Source organism: Blautia parvula (genome assembly GCF_020215665.1).
GTDB lineage: Bacteria > Bacillota > Clostridia > Lachnospirales > Lachnospiraceae > Blautia > Blautia celeris.
Genome location: NZ_CP084061.1, coordinates 5,719,948 through 5,737,432 on the forward strand (window position 1 = coordinate 5,719,948; position 17,485 = coordinate 5,737,432).

The following is a 17,485-nucleotide window of genomic DNA, read 5'->3' on the forward strand; positions in this document are numbered from 1 at the left end:
TCGCTGCTTTGGAAAGACGAGGCAATATGAACAGAAACAGAAACAGAAGGAGAAGCATAAGCAGGGCACTCAGAAAAAAACAAGTAAACAGAAATTACAAGGATAGCCTGTTCCGCATGATCTTCGGGAACAGAAAGGCTGCACTGAAGCTTTATAATGCCATCAATCATTCCAATTATCAAAATCCGGAGGATTTGGAGATCACTACGATCGAAGGGGCCATTTATATGGGCGTAAAGAATGACCTGTCCTTTTTGATCGACAGTGTGATGAATCTGTATGAAGCCCAATCTACCAGAAATCCCAATATGCCTCTGCGGGGATTGATCTATTTCGCAAGAGTATATCAGGGATATGTGGAAAAGAGAGAGCTTGATCTGTATTCCGGCAGCCGTATCAAAATCCCATTGCCGCGGTATATTGTATTTTATAATGGATCGGAGGAAGAACCGGACCGCCGGGAGTACCGTCTGAGTGACGCATTTGAGAAGAAGCAGGACAGTTATTGCCTGGAATGTGTGGCCACGGTTCTGAATATTAATGCAGGACATAACAGACAGTTGATGGAAGACTGCAGCTTGCTGTGGCAGTATGCTTCTTTTGTATCCAAGGTGCGGCGGTATCTGGAGATGTACCCCGAAGATTTGGAGGGTGCAGTGGACAGGGCGGTGGAAGAATGTATTGCGGAAGGTATTCTTGCGGATTTTCTGAAGAAAGAGCGTGGAGAGGTGAAAGACGTGATACTGACAGAGTATAATGCGGAACGCCATATTAAAAATGAGAAGAAGCTCAGTTATGAGGAAGGGGTCGAAAAAGGAATAGAAAAAGGTCTGGAACGGGGGATAAGGGCATTTATAACTGAAAAGGAGGAGGAAGAAGCAGGGAAAACAATTATTATAGAAAAATTGCAGAAGCATTTTATGCTGGACAGAGAGAAAGCAGAATATTATTATGAGAAATTTTCTAAAAAGATGTAAAAGAGTGCTTTAAAGCAGACAGTGTAATTCGTTTTGTGTTTTAACAAAAAGAGGGCTCCTTTTTGGTGAGGATTAAGATATGACAATTCTTATCAAAAAGGAGTATTTTTTATGCCGGAAAAGGTCCGAATTCAGGGCCGTCACAATCAGAACGGATAGGTAAATCTTAAAAAGCAATATAAGACATATACCGGGCAAGATATTAAATTGAATAAGAACAAGGCCAATCGTATAATCGATTTATAATATAAAAGAAATAAAAAGCAAAAAAATAAATGGAGGAAAGCAATATGAAGAGTTATAAAGTATCAGCAGCAGAGCTTAAGAATTTTACAAAAACCGTGTTTGAAAAAACAGGTTTGCAGGAAAGTGACGCGCAGGCTATAGCGGAATTGCTGGTCCATGCAGATGTGCGCGGCGTGAGCAGCCATGGAGTTATCCGCATGAAGCCTTATATCGAAAAGATAAACGGCGGCGGAGCTTCCCTAAAAAGTACATATCCTGTGGTGCAGGAGACAGCCAATACAGCAGTTATTGACGCGGAAGGCGGTCTCGGTGCAGTTGCAGGGGAAAAGGCGGTGAAGATTGCCAGGGAAAAGGCGAAGAACAGCCTGATCTCTATTGTGTCCGTAAAGAACAGCAACCATTTCGGCATGGCAGGCCACTGGGCTATGAAGCTGGCCGGGGAGGACTGTATCGGTTTTGCCTGCTCCAACACGGACCCCTCCATGGCACCTCCCGGAGTGACGATTCCGTTTATCGGCAATAATCCGTTCTCTTTTGCCTTTGCAGCAGGTGAAAAATACCCGGAAGTCTGTGTGGACATGGCGACCAGCGCGGCGGCATTTGGAAAAGCCAAGGCTTATGCCCTGGCAGGAAAACCGATTCCGGAGGGATGGCTTCTTGACAAGCAGGGCAACCCCACCACAGAATTGTCCGAATACGGAATGCTGGTTCCCATGGCAGAGCACAAGGGGTTCGGTGTGGCCTTTATTGTGGAATTGTTTGCCACACTGCTCTCAGGCGGTGTATTGTCACCTAATGTAAATGACCAGGATCTTCCGGCCACACCGGAGCTGTCCAGCCAGAGCTTTGGCTGTATCAATATTCGGGCTTTCAGGGAGCTTTCACAGTTCCATAAGGATGCTCAGGAGTACATTGAGGATATCAAGGCCCTTCCTGTAAAAGAGGGCGTGGGCAGCGCAAAATATCCCGGGGAGATTGAATACACCAACAAACAGAGGAGTCTGGAACATGGAATCATTCTCCCGGAGGCTTTGGCAGAGCAGCTTGCTGAGACAGGCAGGTCACTTGGAATCCAGATGGCTGAGATGGCATTTCTCACAGCGGAAGAAGCATAATTCTGGATTCGCAGAGGGAATATCTCTGCGAGGAATAAATAGAAAATGGAGAAAAGTTTATGAAAAGCCTGTATGTGTCCGATCTGGATGGGACGTTGTTCAATAAAAAGAAAAGGATCTCCGATAGATCAGCGGATATCATCAACCGCTGCATAGAAAAGGGAATGCTGTTTTCAGTGGCTACAGCGCGTATGCCTTACGGCTGTGATTACCGGTTGAAGGACCTGCATATGAATGTACCGGGAATTGTGACAAACGGGGTATTTTTATATGATTTTCAGTCCGAAGAAATCATTTCCGCGGAAGCTGTTCCTGTAAGTGCAGCGCAGAAAGTGATACGTGCGTTCAAAGACTGCGGGATGTCCTGCTTTTTGTACACGTATGACAGCCGGGGAATCAGCATTTATTATGATGGAAAGAGGATGGAGGAGCAGACCCAGTATTACAGTGACAGGGCGCTTCAGAAATGTGCAGAGGTCACCTTTACAAAGAAAGCAGAGGAAATGGTCCAGAAGGGAGATCCTGTATATCTGACCTGTACCGGGACGGAAGAAGAGCTGAAACCGGTGTGCAGGAAACTGGATGAGATAGAGGAGATCAAGTATTCCTTTTATCTGAATATCTATAACGGGATGTACTGCCTGGAGGTGTTCAGTGCACATGCAAGCAAGAAAAACGCTCTTAAGAAGCTGATGAAAATCACCGGGAGCGAGGAGCTGGTGGTGTTCGGGGATAACTTCAATGATCTGTCCATGATAGAGATTGCGGATAGGAGCTATGCGCCCATGAATGCGCTGCCTGAAATAAAGAAAGCGGTGGACCGGGTGCTGCCTGACTGTGATCATGACGGTGTAGCGGCGTTTCTGGCTGAGGAGTGGGGACTTAACGTCTAGTTGCTTGGCTATCAGAAAAAAAATTGGAGAGGGACTGGCAGCAGTTCCTCTCAATTATTATTAGCCTGTGTATGTTGTTCTTTGTATTCCGCAGGATTCATCCCCATGTATCTCTTGAATGTCTTATAGAAATAACTGTAGTTATTGAACCCCACCTTCTCTGCGGCCTTGTTGATGGTCATATCTCCGGTGAGATAGTGGGCTGCCTGGGCTATGCGTTTTTCCACAATATAATTGGTGAGCGTATAATTCGTCACCTTCTTAAAAATCCTGCAGATGTAATATTCACTGTAACTCACTTCCTGGGCCAGTACACCCAGAGACAGATCCTCACTCAAATGGTTGTTGATATAGTCCACCAGTTTGGCTATCATGGACACATGCCGGGAATCCGTATTATCAAAATGGATGCCGTCATAGCAGTCGCTGAACAGGTAGGAGGCCAGCTGATGGATCAGCGCCTTTTCAAAGATATCCTTGCCATGGGCAGGCTTCTGGTCCCGGTATTGTTCCAGAATCCGCAGATATTTGTCAAAGCATTTTCCTTCCACATGGAAAATTGGATAATTCCTGCTGTACTTGCTGAAGATATCCAGAAGGTTTGACTGGGCAGTATTGAAAGACAGGAGCAGATTGGGGTCAATGCTGATGCTGAAACGCTCGTAATAAGTATTCTTGTTATAGATCAGGGTGTGCGGATCAAACATGTTGATGAGGGCAATATCCCCCCGCCTGATCAGATATTCTTTGCCGTTGATTTTGAAAATACCTGCATTCCCCAGATAGACAACAATTTCATAAAAGTCATGATAATGCAGGTTGGAACGCATCTCATTTTTGGGTGTCCGAAACAGACAGTCATAGTCTCCCTTGTAAATGGAAGAGCGGGATAAGAATTTGGCTTCCATGGGTTTTCCTCCTTTATATTTTAAGTTTACTGCCGGATATTCCTAAAGTCAATGAAATGACAAGATAAGAAATGTTCTCGGCAAGATTATAAATAGAATATCAAACGGAACTGAACTACTATAGGGTTAAGCAAAAAAAGAAAGGACGGATCAATGATGAAATCGTTTTGTGTCAGCCTGAAAAGTATCAGGGATATCACAGAGCTTGTGAATATAGCTTCGGATTGTGAGGGGCATATTGAACTGATTCAAGGAGGGCACAGGATAAATGCAAAATCCATACTTGGCATTTTCAGCTTGAATCTGCAGGAACCAGTAGAGATCAACATGGAAAAGGAAAATGAAGAAATAGAGTGCAGGCTGAGAGAAAGGAGAATACAGTTATGACATTGGAAGAACAGAAGGAACGGATGATCACAGGAAAGCTGTATAATGATTTGACGGAGGAGCTGGTGAACGCAAGAAAAGAAACCGTCCGCCTTACAGACCGGTACAACCGCACTTATGGGGAAGAGCCGCAGGTGCGGGAGCAGGTTCTGAAACAGATATTAGGTTCTATGGGGGAGAATGTATTTTTTGAACCATCCTTCCGCTGTGAATTTGGATTTAACATCCATATCGGAAATGATTTTTATGCGAATTTTGACTGTGTCATGCTGGATGGAGGCGGAATAGAGATTGGTGACCATGTACTGTTTGGGCCGCGGGTGGGTATCTATACGACAAGACATGCGTTTGATGCAAAAGAAAGAGCAGCAGGGGCGTGTTTTGCCAGACCTGTGAAGATTGGAAACAATGTCTGGATCGGGGCAGGGGTACATATCGACTGTGGTGTTGCGATCGGGGACAATTCCATCATCGGGGCAGGGAGTGTCATCACCAGGGATATTCCCGCGAATGTGGTGGCTGCGGGAGTCCCCTGCAGGGTGATACGGCAAATATCCGGGGAGGAAAAGACGGATTATTTTGATATATTGAGAACGGAATACCGCGATACCAAAAGTGATATAGATTGAGAAAAAGTTTTGCATATTATAGTATAACAGAATACGAAAAAATTAGAGATGCAGTTTAACTGTACTCTGGACCGGTCGTGTAGAAGATTTGGTGCAGGGGGCAGATAAACTGTATTTTTTGTAAATTCTGCAATGGTTTGATCAGTGCTTCCGTGATCAATGCCATTCCTGACACAATATCCGATGATTTTTTTTACGGCGATGAAGATCATTGTTATCCATACACTGTTTCACACTGCGCCTCCTTGCCATACTGTTAGAGGAATTAAGATTTTTTCAGAATCACATCAGAATCTGTTAAGATTTAGGATTTACAATAAATACCGTAAAGAGAAACAAAAACATCAGGCAGGAAAATGAGGTAGAGAGAATGCAGGAAGCAATGATTAAAATATGCGGCGTCCGAAAGGTTTACAGAATAGGGACGGAAAAAGTCATTGCTCTGGACCGGATAGACGCAGATATCCAAAAGGGTGAGATATGCTGTATCTTCGGCACATCCGGTTCAGGCAAGAGTACACTTTTGAACCAGCTTGCAGGCATGGAAAAACCCACAGAGGGAAAAATTGTGATCGACAGCGTGGATATTACAAAACTGCGGGAGGAAAAGATGGCAGCCTTCAGGCAGAAACACATCGGATTTATTTTCCAGTCCTACAATCTGCTGCCATATATGACTGCTCTGGAAAATACAGCGCTGCCTCTCATGTTCCAGGGGTATGGGAAAAAGGAGAGAGAAGCCAGGGCCGCCCGGCTTTTAAAAATGGTGGGCCTTGGGGAGCGCCTCAGCCACTATCCCTCACAGATGTCCGGCGGACAGCAGCAGCGCGTGGGAATTGCAAGGGCTTTTGCCGCAAACCCGGATGTGATCTTTGCGGATGAGCCAACCGGGAACCTGGACACCAAGACAACGGCGCAGATTATGGAAATGGTCCTGGCATTTGCCAGGGAGAACCGGCAGACCATTGTACTCGTAACCCATGACCCTGAGATGGCATCCTATGCGGACCGGATACTGACTCTGATAGATGGAAATATAGTAAAGGATGAGAGAAAGGATAAAAAATGAAGGCAAAATTAATTAGAAAAAGGTTATTTGCAGGAATCATCTGCCTGGGCCTTACCGGCAATCTGTTTTTATACAATGTTTCGGCAGCAGAGGCCGGACAGGACAGCAGCACGGCAAAAAGCGCATTGGAAAATCAGTCCGGCAGCAGTGGAAAGGAGGAGAACGGACAGGAGCAGATATCTGCAGCAGGTGTCCGGAATACAGCCTCTCAGGATGAAAACCGGGAACCGCCTGCTCCGGATGACTCCGACCAGCCGGATAAGCCCAGTCAAGCAGACAAACCGGGCCAATCGGACAATTCCGGTCAGCCGGAGAACTCAGGTCAATCGGACAATCCCGGTCAGCCGGATAAAGACCAGCAGGGGCAGGAGCCGGCAGCAGTATCCATTTCCAGAGAAGAGATGAGCAAAGGCTTGGAATCCGGGCAGGAGTTTCAGGTCAGCCTTATTCTGAAAAATACATCCCCCAACACAGATCTTAAGAATGTAAAACTGCAGATCGAGACACCCGAGGGCTTAGCAATGGCAGCGGAACAGAAGACCGGCACCATCAAGGTGGGCAGTCTGGCTGCAGATGAAACGAAAAAGGTTGCTGTAAAGTTATCCGCCGGAAAACTTTCTGGAGATGTCCCCACACTGGTAATGAAGGCGGAAGTCTCCTATGAGTACCAGGCAGAGGGCCAGACGCGGACTGGAAGTGACCGGGAAGATATACTTCTCCCTGTTGCAGCAGACAATGGGAAAAACTTCGTAGATAATTCCGGTGAGACTAACAGTGCCGAGGCGTCAAACAGCGGGGGAGACAGCCAGGATAACAGCGGCGGGGGAGACAGCGGTTACGAGGGCGGCGACGCAGGCACCGGTGACGGAGCAGGAGGCGGTGCGTCAGAGAGCGGAAAGAAGAAGCTGGACCCCATGACCCCCAATATTATTGTCAGCCAGTACGAATATGACAGAAACATCACCGCCGGCCAGGAATTTGAGCTGAAAATGGTCCTCTACAACACAAGCAAACAAAATACAATAGAAAACATAGTCATGTCCGCAGAAGCAGGAGAGGCACTTTCCATAGAAGATTCCTCCAATACCACATACATAGAGCGAATGAAACCACAGGAGTCCGTCACAAAGGTGGTCAGATTGAAAGCACTTCCCCAGGAACAGGCGGATAAAGCCAAGCTGGAGCTGAATTTCAAGTATGAGTACCTGAAACAGGAGGAGAGGACCCAGGTGACCTCCACGGAAAAACTGTCTGTCCGCTATGCCCAGCCGGACCGTTTCAGCCTCGGAGATATCCAGAAGGAAAAGGAGATCAGCGCAAATGAGGAGACTGCCATCTCCATCCCCTATGTAAACAAAGGGAAAACCACAGTCAGCAACGTGGAGGCCAGGCTGAAGACAGAGATGGCCAGCGAAGAAACTTATAAATTTCTGGGAAATGTGGAGGCCGGCACCAGCGGGACCATTGATTTTTTCGTGACACCGCCAAAAGAAGGAAAGCATAAGGCAAAAATTCTGGTGACCTATGAGGACGTATCCGGCAATGAGAAGACAGTGGAAAAGGAGGTGGAACTGACAGCCGCCCAGGGAAATCCGGATGAGTTCTCAGAAGGGTCCATGGACGGAGTGATGCCGGGCAGTGAGGAGATGGAAAGCGGCAGTGCGGGAACATCGGCTGTGAAAGCAGTGATACCGGCTGCGGGTGTACTTTCCCTTGCAGGTGTGTATATATGGCGCCGCAGACGCAGGAAAAAATCACTGTCAGAAGAAGAGGAGAATTTATAATGTCATTTTTTGATATCATGCAGATGTGTATCCGGAATCTGTACCGCAGAAAAGGCAGGACTGCCCTCACCGTCTCCGGCGTGATCATTGGCTGCTGTGCCATTGTGATCATGGTGTCCCTTGGAATCGGCATGAAACAGGCACAGGACCAGATGCTGGCGCAGATGGGAAATCTGACCAGGATCACGGTCACTCCGTCTCCTGCAAAGGATGCCCACAAAACCCTGCTGGATAAAAAGGCTGTAAAGCAGATGGGGCAGCTTCCCGATGTGACCTCAGCCATCGTAAAAAATACGCTTGATCTGGGAGAACTGCAGCTCACTGCCGGCGAGAAGAACAGATTCCAGAACGCTTCCGCCACCATCATAGGAATCCCGGAAAAGGATCTGGAAAAGATGGGCTATACCCTGACAGACGGCAAATATCCGAAGAACAGGGCATTTGAAGTCCTGGCAGGACAGCACTTTGCCTATCAGTTTACAGACAGCAGACGCCCGGAAGGAAAAAATGTGGTGGATTACTGGGACAATGAGGATGCGAAGCCTTTTTTCAAGGCAATGGGAACCGAACTTTCTGTGGCGGAAAAAAAGCAGAAAAAAACCTCCGAGCCGGGAGAAAACCAGACAGCCTCTTCCGTCGCGGAGTGGAAGGAAATCCAGAAGCTTAAAATCGTAGGACAGCTGAAAGAAAATTACGATGCAGGGGAGGAGACAGGTTCCGGACTCATCATGCGCCTGAGCGATATGGAAAAACTTCAGAAACAGATCCAGAAGATAAGCGGTCAGAAAAAGGCAAAGGAGTACTCCCAGGTTGTAGTCAATGTTAAGGATATCAAAAGCGTGGAACAGGTGGAAAATATGGTCCGGCAGATGGGATTTCAGACGTATTCCATGGAATCCATCCGAAAACCTATGGAGAAGGACGCCAGACAGAAGCAGATGATGCTGGGAGGCCTGGGGGCCATATCCCTTCTTGTGGCGGCCATAGGAATCGCCAACACCATGATCATGTCCATTACGGAGAGAACCAGGGAAATCGGGATCATGAAAGCTGTGGGCTGTTTTCTTGGGGATATCAGGAAAGAGTTCCTGCTGGAAGCAGCAGCCATTGGTTTTTTGGGCGGAAGCATTGGTATCCTGCTCAGCTATCTGGTGTCCTGGCTGATGAACCATATATCCTCCCTGGCCCCGGGCGGAGGGGATATGGATATGATGGCAGCGGGCGGCATGGACATGATGGGCGGCGGAAGTACCGTCATGTCGGTGATACCGCTGTGGCTTGCGGGCTTTGCCCTTCTGTTCTCTGTTTTCATGGGCGTGGCAGCAGGCTATTACCCGGCGAACAAAGCTGTGAAAATTTCGGCACTGGAGGCCATGAAATCATAAAACCAGCGGGTATACTTATCATTTCGGCCGTACTGTGGTATAGTTTGAATTATAAAGAACTGTTGTTGATAAGATAGGACGGAGGTACCATGAATAAGGCAAATATATTGATCATTGAGGATGACGCGGATATCCGTGAGGGTATCAGAATCCTGCTGGAAAGTGAAAATTATACGGTACAGGAGGCGGAGAACGGACATGCGGGACTGAAGCTTTTGACTCCTGATACGGACCTGGTGATTCTGGATGTGATGATGCCCGGTATATCAGGACTTAAGACGTGTGAAGAGATAAGGAAAATTTCCTATGTGCCCATTATGTTTCTTACGGCAAAGGCCCAGGAATCTGACAAGCTCATAGGGCTTATGGCAGGCGGTGATGATTATCTTGGGAAGCCCTTTTCCTACTCCGAACTGCTTGGCAGGGTGAAAGCACTGCTGAGGCGTTACCGAATATACAGCGGAAAGGCAGAGACAGAGAAGGAGGAGGAGTACCTTACCGTCAGTGATATCCGGATCAGTAAAAAATTCAATGATGTGCAGGTGGGCGAAAGACAGGTGGATCTGTCAGACCTGGAATACAAAATACTGCTGCTGATGATGGAACATCCCGCAAAGGTATTTTCTGCCCAGAATCTGTATGAGAGCATATGGAAGGAGCCGTATTTCTATTCCTCCAACAGTACGGTCATGGTCCATATCAGGAAACTGAGAGTTAAGATAGAAGAAAATCCACAGGAACCGCAGCATATAAAAACCGTGTGGGGGAAGGGGTATACCTTTGTGTAAAAGACGATACAGTTTAAAAATGAAAGCCACCCTGGTGATGCTGGCAGCCATGGGGATTTCCGTTATCTTTTATTATGCTGTAAATTATTTCATAGGCAGTGCCCTGGATTCTTATTTTGCCTCCTCCTCCTATATTGAGCGGCAGACAGATAAGACCGCGGAGGAATTTCAGGATTATGTAACAAAGAACCAGATTTCTTCTTCGGACACAGAGGCGCTGAATGCGTGGGGGAGTGACAATCCGCTGATATATTATGTGATCTTAAAGGGCGGAAAGGTCATTTATCCATCGGAATATAAAGAGGATGAAATGATGATTCCGGATGATGCCGCTGAGGATAGCAGTCCCCCCGCAGCAGAGGAGGAGAGTTACTATGAGAGTGATTCCCAGTTATATGATATACAGTTTGCAGACGGGGCAGGAAGACTGTATGTGGTGGGCTTTTTCGATTATGAGATTTACGCGGCGGCCAATTATATAGAGCTCGGTGTGTCGGTGCTGCTGTTTCTCTTTATCTTCTTATTTTTCCTGCAGAGAAAGATCCGATATGTCCATCAGCTTGAGGAAGAGGTGAAAATTTTAGAGGGCGGCGGAATGGATAAGCAGATCACCGTAAAGGGTGGGGACGAGCTGTCAGAGCTGGCCTTCGGCCTGGAGCAGATGCGGCTCAGCCTGAATGAAAATATCAGGGAAAAAGAGGAGATCATGGAGGTGAACAACCGCCTGGTCACAGGTATGGCCCATGACCTGCGCACACCGCTCACCGCCCTCCTTCTGTACACAGAACTGCTGTCCCAGGGAAAATACAAAGATGAGAAGGAGATGGAGCAGTATCTGAAAAAGACAGCACACAAGGCAAATCAGATAAAACAGATGTCAGATGACCTGTTTGAACGGTTCTACATTACAAAAAATGAAGACATTATGCTGGAGGTACCGGAAAAGCTGTGCTATATTTTTGAGAACAGACTCTCTGACCTTGTTATGTTTCTGCACAGCCAGGGATTCCGGGTGGATTGCGATACTGACTGGCCGGAAGTAAAACTTTCTGTCCTGCCTGAATACATGGACAGAATCCTGGATAATATTGCGTCCAATCTGCTCAAATACGCGGATAAGACAGAGCCTGTCACCATTGTGTTTTCCATGCAGGACCAGCCGGAAAAACAGATCACAATGATCATAAGAAATAAAATTGATCAAAACCCTGAGGATGTCAGCAGCACATGTGTGGGAGTTGCCAATATAGAGCAGATGATGCACAAAATGAAAGGAACCTGCAAGGTGGAAAATGACGGGCAGTTCTATGAAATAAGTCTGGTATTTCCCGCATATGAATAGTTGCCGGCAGCCTTTAGGATGGCAAAAGAAATCCGGAAAGACTGAATGTGGGCATACGACAGAAAAAGAAAAAATGCTGAGCGGAGAATTCTATGACACACGCGACCAACAACTGCGTGCCATGAGCAGCCGGGCAGGGGAAAAGCGGTTTGATTGCGCATGTTGCCGGGATATGTTATATTCTAGGGAGAGACAGCCGTGGAAGAAATCATTATTTAGAAAAGGAGCTTACTATGGATTTTGAAACTTTACAGTTAAAGCGTGAAAGCTGCAGGGTTTACAGTGATAAACCCGTCTCTCGTGAAACCCTGACACATCTGGTGGATGTGGCCCGCCTGTCGCCCAGCGGGTGCAATGCCCAGCCGTGGCATTTTATTGTTGTGGATGAGCCGGAGGCACATGACAAACTGGCAGAGGCATTTGATGACAACGGCCTGACCGGGTGTCCCTGGGGAGACCGTGTGCCGGCTTACATCATGATCGTGGAGGAGGAAGCACACCTTATGCCGGGGGTGGGAGAACGCTACGGTTCCCAGCATTTTGCGCAGATGGATATCGGCATGGCGGCCATGGCGCTGTGTTATGAGGCTGCATCCATGGGACTGGGAACGTGTATGATCGGTACGATGAACCAGGAAAAACTGCATCAGTATTTTGGGATACCCGCCGGGCGGGTGATACGGCTGATCATAACTGTGGGCTATCCTGCCAAAGAAGGGGAACCGCGGCGGAAGAAACGCAAGAGCCTGGATGAGATTTTAAGTTATAATCACTGGTAATGGCAAAGTGCCTTTTGTCGGAAATGGAAAGTAACTGCTGTCAGACATAGACACGATTTTCCCGGCAGGGGTAAAGCACTGGCACGGCGCTGCGAAGGACTGCTGGTTTGCCCATCTGGCAGTGGAAGTACCGGGAGTGGAAATCACAAATGAATGATGCGAGCCGGTGTATGACGTTGGGTATGGGAATCTGTAGGAGAATGTGCCCAGTCGAAAATGGAATTGTGATTTTTTCCGTTATCGGATATAATTGAAAAAAAGATTTCGGAGGAATCATATGGAACCTAAGGTAATATTGGTAGATTATCTGGATAATCCTTTGGGTGAGATGAAGAAAGGGGCAGCACATGCATCCCCGCATCTGCACCGCGCTTTTTCTGTGTTTTTGTACCATGACGGAAAAATACTTCTGCAGAAAAGAGCAGAGAATAAGTATCACTGCGGCGGTCTGTGGACAAACACCTGCTGTTCCCACCCGAGGCCCGGAGAAATAACACTGGATGCTGCCCGCAGAAGATTAGACGAAGAGATGAAGATCCATGTCAAAAGATTAGAAGAGATATATTCTTTTGTGTACTATTATAAGTTTGACAATGGTATCTGTGAGTTTGAATTTGACCATGTGATCATGGGGGAATATTACGGAAGCTATAAACTGGATCCGAAAGAAGCAGAAGCAGCAGTGTGGATGGAAAAAACAGAGTTACTGGAGGATATGCAGGCAAACCCACAGAAATATACACCGTGGTTTTTGACCTGTGCCGTGGAAGTTTTGAAGAGAATATGATTTGGAGAGTGCTGTCGCCGGCACTCTCTTTTTTTTAATTCGGTTCTTTGGAGACGGGAGAGAGTCCATGCTCCATAAAATACTGGTACAGCATATCTGCCTGGTGGGGGATAGTTACGTTTTTCAGCCGTACGATCCCGATCGTCGTGCACATTGCTTCATAAAACGGAATACAGATAAGATTCGGAAAGATTCTCCGGTTCATCATGATCTTGGGCAGTATTGTAATGCCGATACCCTCGTCCACCATATTGAGCAGATGCAGATGTCTGGATGTCATATTTGTGATGTTAGGAGAAAAGTCTGCTTTTGCAAACTGATCCATACACAACTGATAAATATCTGATTCACATCCAAGGATAACAAAAGGATAATCATGGAGTTTCCTCAGGGAAAGCGGCCCTTTTCCCAGGGTCTCAGCATGCTTTTTGGAACAGACAAGTGTGAATCGGTCCTCATGGATGGGGGCAAAGTCAAATTGGTCTGTGTTCAGGTAGTTGAGCCTCAGTATGGAGAGGTTTATTTTTTTGGCTAGAAGCAGGTGTAAGAGCTCCTGCTGGCTTGCTTCTGTAATATTGATTTGGATATTATGCATATTTTCCTGAAAAACGGCCAATTGCTTGGCAATGTGGTAGTCCTGCAGCAGAGGGAGGGTACCGAAGTAAATATTCTCGGTCACAATGTCTTTGGACAGACCGGACAAGTGCGCCACCATGTCTGAATAAGTATTCACAAAGATTCTGGCATAAGTCAAAAACATCTCACCTCCCGGGGTCAGAGAGACCTTATTGTTGGAACGAAGAAATAAAGGCAGGCCAAGTTCTGTTTCCAGGGACTTGATTTGTTTAGAGAGAGAGGATTGGGAAATATACATTTCATCGGCAGCAGCGGAGAATCCTCCGAATTCGCATATAGCCAGAAAAAATTTAACCTGTAAAATTGTCATGATTACCCTCCCGTACTGGCAGACAGCTTTTCAATATTAGAATACCACACTTTTAACAATATATAAAACTAGTTGGTATTACCATAATTCACTAAGTATAACATAGCAAAATTCGGGAAAATTGCAATTCTGATTTGGAATGACCAGGTTCCTAAAGTGAATTGTGCACAAAAAAACAGAGTGATACAATAAGCGCGTAGTAAAGGATGTGTAAAACCAACGTCGACATTGGCATCATTTTAACAAGTGCATGAAACAGGTAAAGGAGGAACTGAAGTGGCTAAAGTGTATAAAGATTTAAGAAGCTTTTTGGCAACCCTGGAGAAGGAAGGACAGTTGGTCCGCATAAAAGATGAAGTTATGCCTGAACCGGATATTGCATCTGCAGGACGCGCAGCTGCAAATATCAAAAACGGACCGGCAGTATTGTTTGAGAAAGTCAAAGGATATAAAGGAAGGGTTGTCACGAATGTACATGGTTCGTGGGCTAATCACGCGTTAATGATGGGTCTGCCCAAGGATACGCCTACCAAGGAACAGTTTTTTGAGCTGGACCGCAGATGGGACAAATATCCGGTACAGCCAAATATACTTAAAAGGGAGGAAGCGCCCTGCAAGGAGAATGTGATTGATAAAAATATTAACCTTTTTGATGTCCTTCCTCTTTATAGGATCAATGACCAGGATGCGGGCTTTTTCATCTCTAAAGGGGCTGTGGTTACAGCAGACCCGGAAGAACCCGGCAATTTTGATAAGATGAATATGGGCATATACCGGATTCAGGTTAAAGACAAAGACCGTATCGGAATCCAGGCTCTGGCTTTCCACGATATCGCTGTTCAGTTGGAAAAGGCTGAGAGAAAGAATGAGAAGCTTCCGATTGCCATCACGATCGGCAACAGCCCACTCGTTTCGTTTATGGCCTCCACACCGATCGGATACAAACAGAATGAATATGAGTTTGTGGGCGCTCTCCAGGATGGAGTCCCGACAGATATCGTAAAATCAGATCTGTATGAGCACCTTTATGTGCCAGCAGGCTCAGAGGTAGTTCTGGAAGGGTATATTGAGCCGAGAGTACGTGAGCCGGAAGGCCCGTTTGGTGAATTCCCGGGTTCCTATTCAGGATGCAGGAACCAGTGCGTAGCCAAAATTGAAAGAATCACACACAGAACAAATCCTATTTTTGAAAATCTGTATCTGGGTATTCCGTGGACGGAGATTGATTACCTGATGGCACTGAACACATCAGTTCCGCTGTTTAAACAGGTGAAAGAGAGTATCCCGGAGCTGGTTGCCCTGAACGCCATGTACTCACATGGCATGGGTGTCATTATTTCCACTAAATGCCGTTATGGCGGATATGGCAAGGGCGTTGCATTCCGCCTGCTGTCCACACCTCATGGCATGCCGTATTCAAAAATCATAATCGTGGTGGATGAATTTGTGGATCCGTTTAATCTGGAACAGGTAATGTGGGCGCTGACCACCAGGGTAAAACCGGATAAGGATGTGGCAATCATACCGAACTGTCCTGGTATGCCGCTGGATCCGTCTTCTGTTCCGGCCGGTATGCATACAAAGATGATCATAGATGCCACCACGCCGGTTGCTCCGGAGCCGAATCCGAGAGAGGTAGAACTTCTTGATCCGCCGGTTAAGACAGAGGAATATTCCAAGATTATCCGCGAATTATTTAAAAATTAAGGTAGAAATAAGGAGGTAATAAGATGATTTGTCCGCGTTGTGATAGTAATAAAGTAAGAAAAATGGTTGATTCTCCGGTGGGAAAGGTATGGGAGGTTTATCTCTGTGAGGAATGCTTTTATTCCTGGCGTTCTACAGAAACGATCAATATCCACGAAAAATTTAAGCTGGATAAAGAAAAAATACCGACCATGCAGGTAATTCCGCCCGTTCCGCCTCTGGACAAATAGTCCGAAGGAAAATCGTCAGTCTTCATATGTGCCGGACGTAACTGTTATAGTCCGGCACATTTTTTCTGGTCACAGGGCATTATGTGGCCGTTTATAAAGAAGAGGGTAAAAGAATGAAAACAAAAAAAATTGGTTTTATCGCGGGTATACTGGTAGCTCTGATCATCCATTTCCTGCCGCTGCAGGGTATCGAGTCTGCAGGACAGACATGTCTGGCACTGACCCTTATGACAGTTGTCTGGTGGGCAACCCAGGTCGCACAGTCCGGTTATGTGGGCGGCATCTATCTGATACTTTTGATCGTACTCGGCGTGGCAGAGCCGGAGCTTGTTTTTAAATCCTGGACAGGTTCTACCATGTATCTGATCATCGGAGCATACCTGATCGCTTCCGCAGTCAAAGATTCCGGTTTGGGGGAGCGCATTGCGTATGCTTTTATCATTAAATTTGTACGTTCCTACAGAGGGATTCTCATATCTATTTTTGTGCTGACCTTTATTATGAGTATTCTGATTCCCCATCCATGGCCGAGGGCTTTTCTGATCATGTCTGTAATGGCAGTTGTGGTGAAGAGTGCCAAGATGCCAAAAGAGGATGCCGTTAAAGTGGGGTTTACCGTATTTGCGGCATCTGTGCCGGTTTCCCTTATTTTTCTCACCGGTGACAGTATTATCAATCCCCTGGCAGTTGCCAACTCAGGTGTGGACTTAGACTGGCTGGGCTGGTTTAAAGTTATGGGGCTGCCGGCGATCGTAGCTTCTGTTTTGACACTGCTTCTCATCCTTGTTCTGTTTAAGCCATCCAAAGAGCTGGAAATCAATCTGGACGAGGTGAAAGAAAAACAAAATTCTTTAGGTCCTTTATCCACCCTGGAAAAGAGAACTGCTGTCTGGCTGGTAATCGCCATTGTACTGTGGGCGACGGATTCCATTCACGGTATCAATATCGGCTGGGTAACCTTGGGTGTTGCCATGTTCATGAGTATGCCGGTCATTGGCGAAGTCCTGACCGCAAAATCCTGGGGTGAAGTACCTGTGCATGTGCTGATCTTCCTGACATCAGCCATGACGATCGGGACTGTGGGAGGCGCCACAGGGATGAACGAATGGCTGGCAAAGACAATTCTGCCATCCACAATACCAAATAATCCACTGGTGTTGGCAGCGTTTATCGCGCTGATTGCTATGATCATACATATGTTTATGGGTTCTGTTATCGCGGTTATGGGCGTAGCCATCCCGGCACTCATGGCGTTTACCTCTCCTATGGGAATTAACCCGCTGGTAACGACCTTGATCGTGTATACGGCGGTGGCGATACATTATATCCTTCCGTTCCATCATTTGAATATGCTGGTAGGACAGGGGGAAGAGAACGGTATGTATACCCAGAAAGAGACGATCCGTCTTGGCATTCCGCTGACGGTAGTGGTATTCATTGTGACTGTCCTGGTGGAGATCCCGTGGTGGAAACTTCTCGGCATGTTATAATTCAATCATTCATAAAAGGTGGT

At 46.7% G+C, this 17,485-nt stretch carries 17 protein-coding genes; 15 read left to right on the forward strand and 2 right to left on the reverse strand.

Features of this window, described 5'->3' with window-relative positions; genetic code table 11:
* Positions 1-26: 26 nt before the first annotated feature.
* The 3 genes from LC508_RS26005 (at position 27) to LC508_RS26015 (ending at position 3,231) form a co-directional block, all read left to right on the forward strand.
* Positions 27-977, forward strand: coding sequence for a hypothetical protein (locus LC508_RS26005; RefSeq protein WP_054350959.1), 951 nt, complete (start codon positions 27-29; stop codon positions 975-977).
* Between the two features lie 290 nt (positions 978-1,267).
* Complete coding sequence (locus LC508_RS26010; protein ID WP_158587235.1) at positions 1,268-2,338, forward strand: Ldh family oxidoreductase; 1,071 nt, start codon at positions 1,268-1,270, stop codon at positions 2,336-2,338.
* A gap of 59 nt (positions 2,339-2,397) precedes the next feature.
* Positions 2,398-3,231 carry an HAD-IIB family hydrolase gene (locus LC508_RS26015; protein WP_054350962.1) on the forward strand — a complete coding sequence of 278 codons (834 nt, stop codon included), beginning with the start codon at positions 2,398-2,400 and terminating at the stop codon, positions 3,229-3,231.
* 50 nt (positions 3,232-3,281) lie between these two features.
* On the opposite strand, the gene LC508_RS26020 is transcribed toward LC508_RS26015, so the two are convergent.
* Positions 3,282-4,139: an AraC family transcriptional regulator gene (locus LC508_RS26020; RefSeq protein ID WP_225305264.1), complete on the reverse strand. Its 858-nt coding sequence runs from the start codon at positions 4,137-4,139 to the stop codon at positions 3,282-3,284.
* 153 nt (positions 4,140-4,292) lie between these two features.
* On the opposite strand from LC508_RS26020, the gene LC508_RS26025 reads away from it, so the two are divergent.
* From LC508_RS26025 to idi, 9 genes are all read left to right on the forward strand, one after another.
* Positions 4,293-4,526, forward strand: coding sequence for an HPr family phosphocarrier protein (locus LC508_RS26025; protein WP_054350965.1), 234 nt, complete (start codon positions 4,293-4,295; stop codon positions 4,524-4,526).
* Positions 4,523-5,155, forward strand: a complete 633-nt coding sequence (locus LC508_RS26030) for a sugar O-acetyltransferase (RefSeq protein WP_081960555.1) — start codon at positions 4,523-4,525, stop codon at positions 5,153-5,155. The genes LC508_RS26025 and LC508_RS26030 overlap by 4 nt, the downstream gene beginning before the upstream one ends.
* 370 nt (positions 5,156-5,525) lie before the next feature.
* Entirely contained in the window at positions 5,526-6,224 is a 699-nt protein-coding gene (locus LC508_RS26035) for an ABC transporter ATP-binding protein (protein WP_103732784.1), read from the forward strand.
* Positions 6,221-8,008 (forward strand): COG1361 family protein, encoded by a 1,788-nt coding sequence (locus tag LC508_RS26040; RefSeq protein ID WP_118593821.1) that lies wholly within the window; start codon positions 6,221-6,223, stop codon positions 8,006-8,008. The genes LC508_RS26035 and LC508_RS26040 overlap by 4 nt, the downstream gene beginning before the upstream one ends.
* Positions 8,008-9,393: an ABC transporter permease gene (locus LC508_RS26045; RefSeq protein WP_033143781.1), complete on the forward strand. Its 1,386-nt coding sequence runs from the start codon at positions 8,008-8,010 to the stop codon at positions 9,391-9,393. The genes LC508_RS26040 and LC508_RS26045 overlap by 1 nt, the downstream gene beginning before the upstream one ends.
* Before the next feature lie 89 nt (positions 9,394-9,482).
* Positions 9,483-10,181, forward strand: coding sequence for a response regulator transcription factor (locus LC508_RS26050; protein WP_033143782.1), 699 nt, complete (start codon positions 9,483-9,485; stop codon positions 10,179-10,181).
* Positions 10,174-11,523, forward strand: a complete 1,350-nt coding sequence (locus LC508_RS26055) for a HAMP domain-containing sensor histidine kinase (protein WP_146051706.1) — start codon at positions 10,174-10,176, stop codon at positions 11,521-11,523. Before LC508_RS26050 ends, LC508_RS26055 begins: the two co-directional genes overlap by 8 nt.
* 233 nt (positions 11,524-11,756) lie before the next feature.
* Complete coding sequence (locus LC508_RS26060) at positions 11,757-12,302, forward strand: nitroreductase family protein (protein WP_054351060.1); 546 nt, start codon at positions 11,757-11,759, stop codon at positions 12,300-12,302.
* Positions 12,303-12,579: 277 nt separating this feature from the next.
* Positions 12,580-13,089: an isopentenyl-diphosphate Delta-isomerase gene (idi, locus tag LC508_RS26065; protein ID WP_033143785.1), complete on the forward strand. Its 510-nt coding sequence runs from the start codon at positions 12,580-12,582 to the stop codon at positions 13,087-13,089.
* Positions 13,090-13,123: 34 nt separating this feature from the next.
* Here idi and LC508_RS26070 read toward each other — a convergent pair whose 3' ends face one another.
* Positions 13,124-14,035 (reverse strand): LysR family transcriptional regulator, encoded by a 912-nt coding sequence (locus tag LC508_RS26070; protein WP_052099727.1) that lies wholly within the window; start codon positions 14,033-14,035, stop codon positions 13,124-13,126.
* 276 nt (positions 14,036-14,311) lie between these two features.
* Here LC508_RS26070 and LC508_RS26075 point away from each other — a divergent pair, with 276 nt between their 5' ends.
* The 3 genes from LC508_RS26075 (at position 14,312) to LC508_RS26085 (ending at position 17,462) form a co-directional block, all read left to right on the forward strand.
* Positions 14,312-15,742, forward strand: a complete 1,431-nt coding sequence (locus LC508_RS26075) for a non-oxidative hydroxyarylic acid decarboxylases subunit C (RefSeq protein WP_081960556.1) — start codon at positions 14,312-14,314, stop codon at positions 15,740-15,742.
* A 23-nt stretch (positions 15,743-15,765) separates the two neighbouring features.
* Entirely contained in the window at positions 15,766-15,972 is a 207-nt protein-coding gene (locus LC508_RS26080; protein ID WP_054350977.1) for a non-oxidative hydroxyarylic acid decarboxylases subunit D, read from the forward strand.
* 113 nt (positions 15,973-16,085) lie between these two features.
* A complete protein-coding gene (locus LC508_RS26085; RefSeq protein ID WP_103732069.1) occupies positions 16,086-17,462 on the forward strand; it encodes an SLC13 family permease in 1,377 nt (458 codons plus the stop codon).
* The last annotated feature ends 23 nt before the right edge of the window (positions 17,463-17,485 follow it).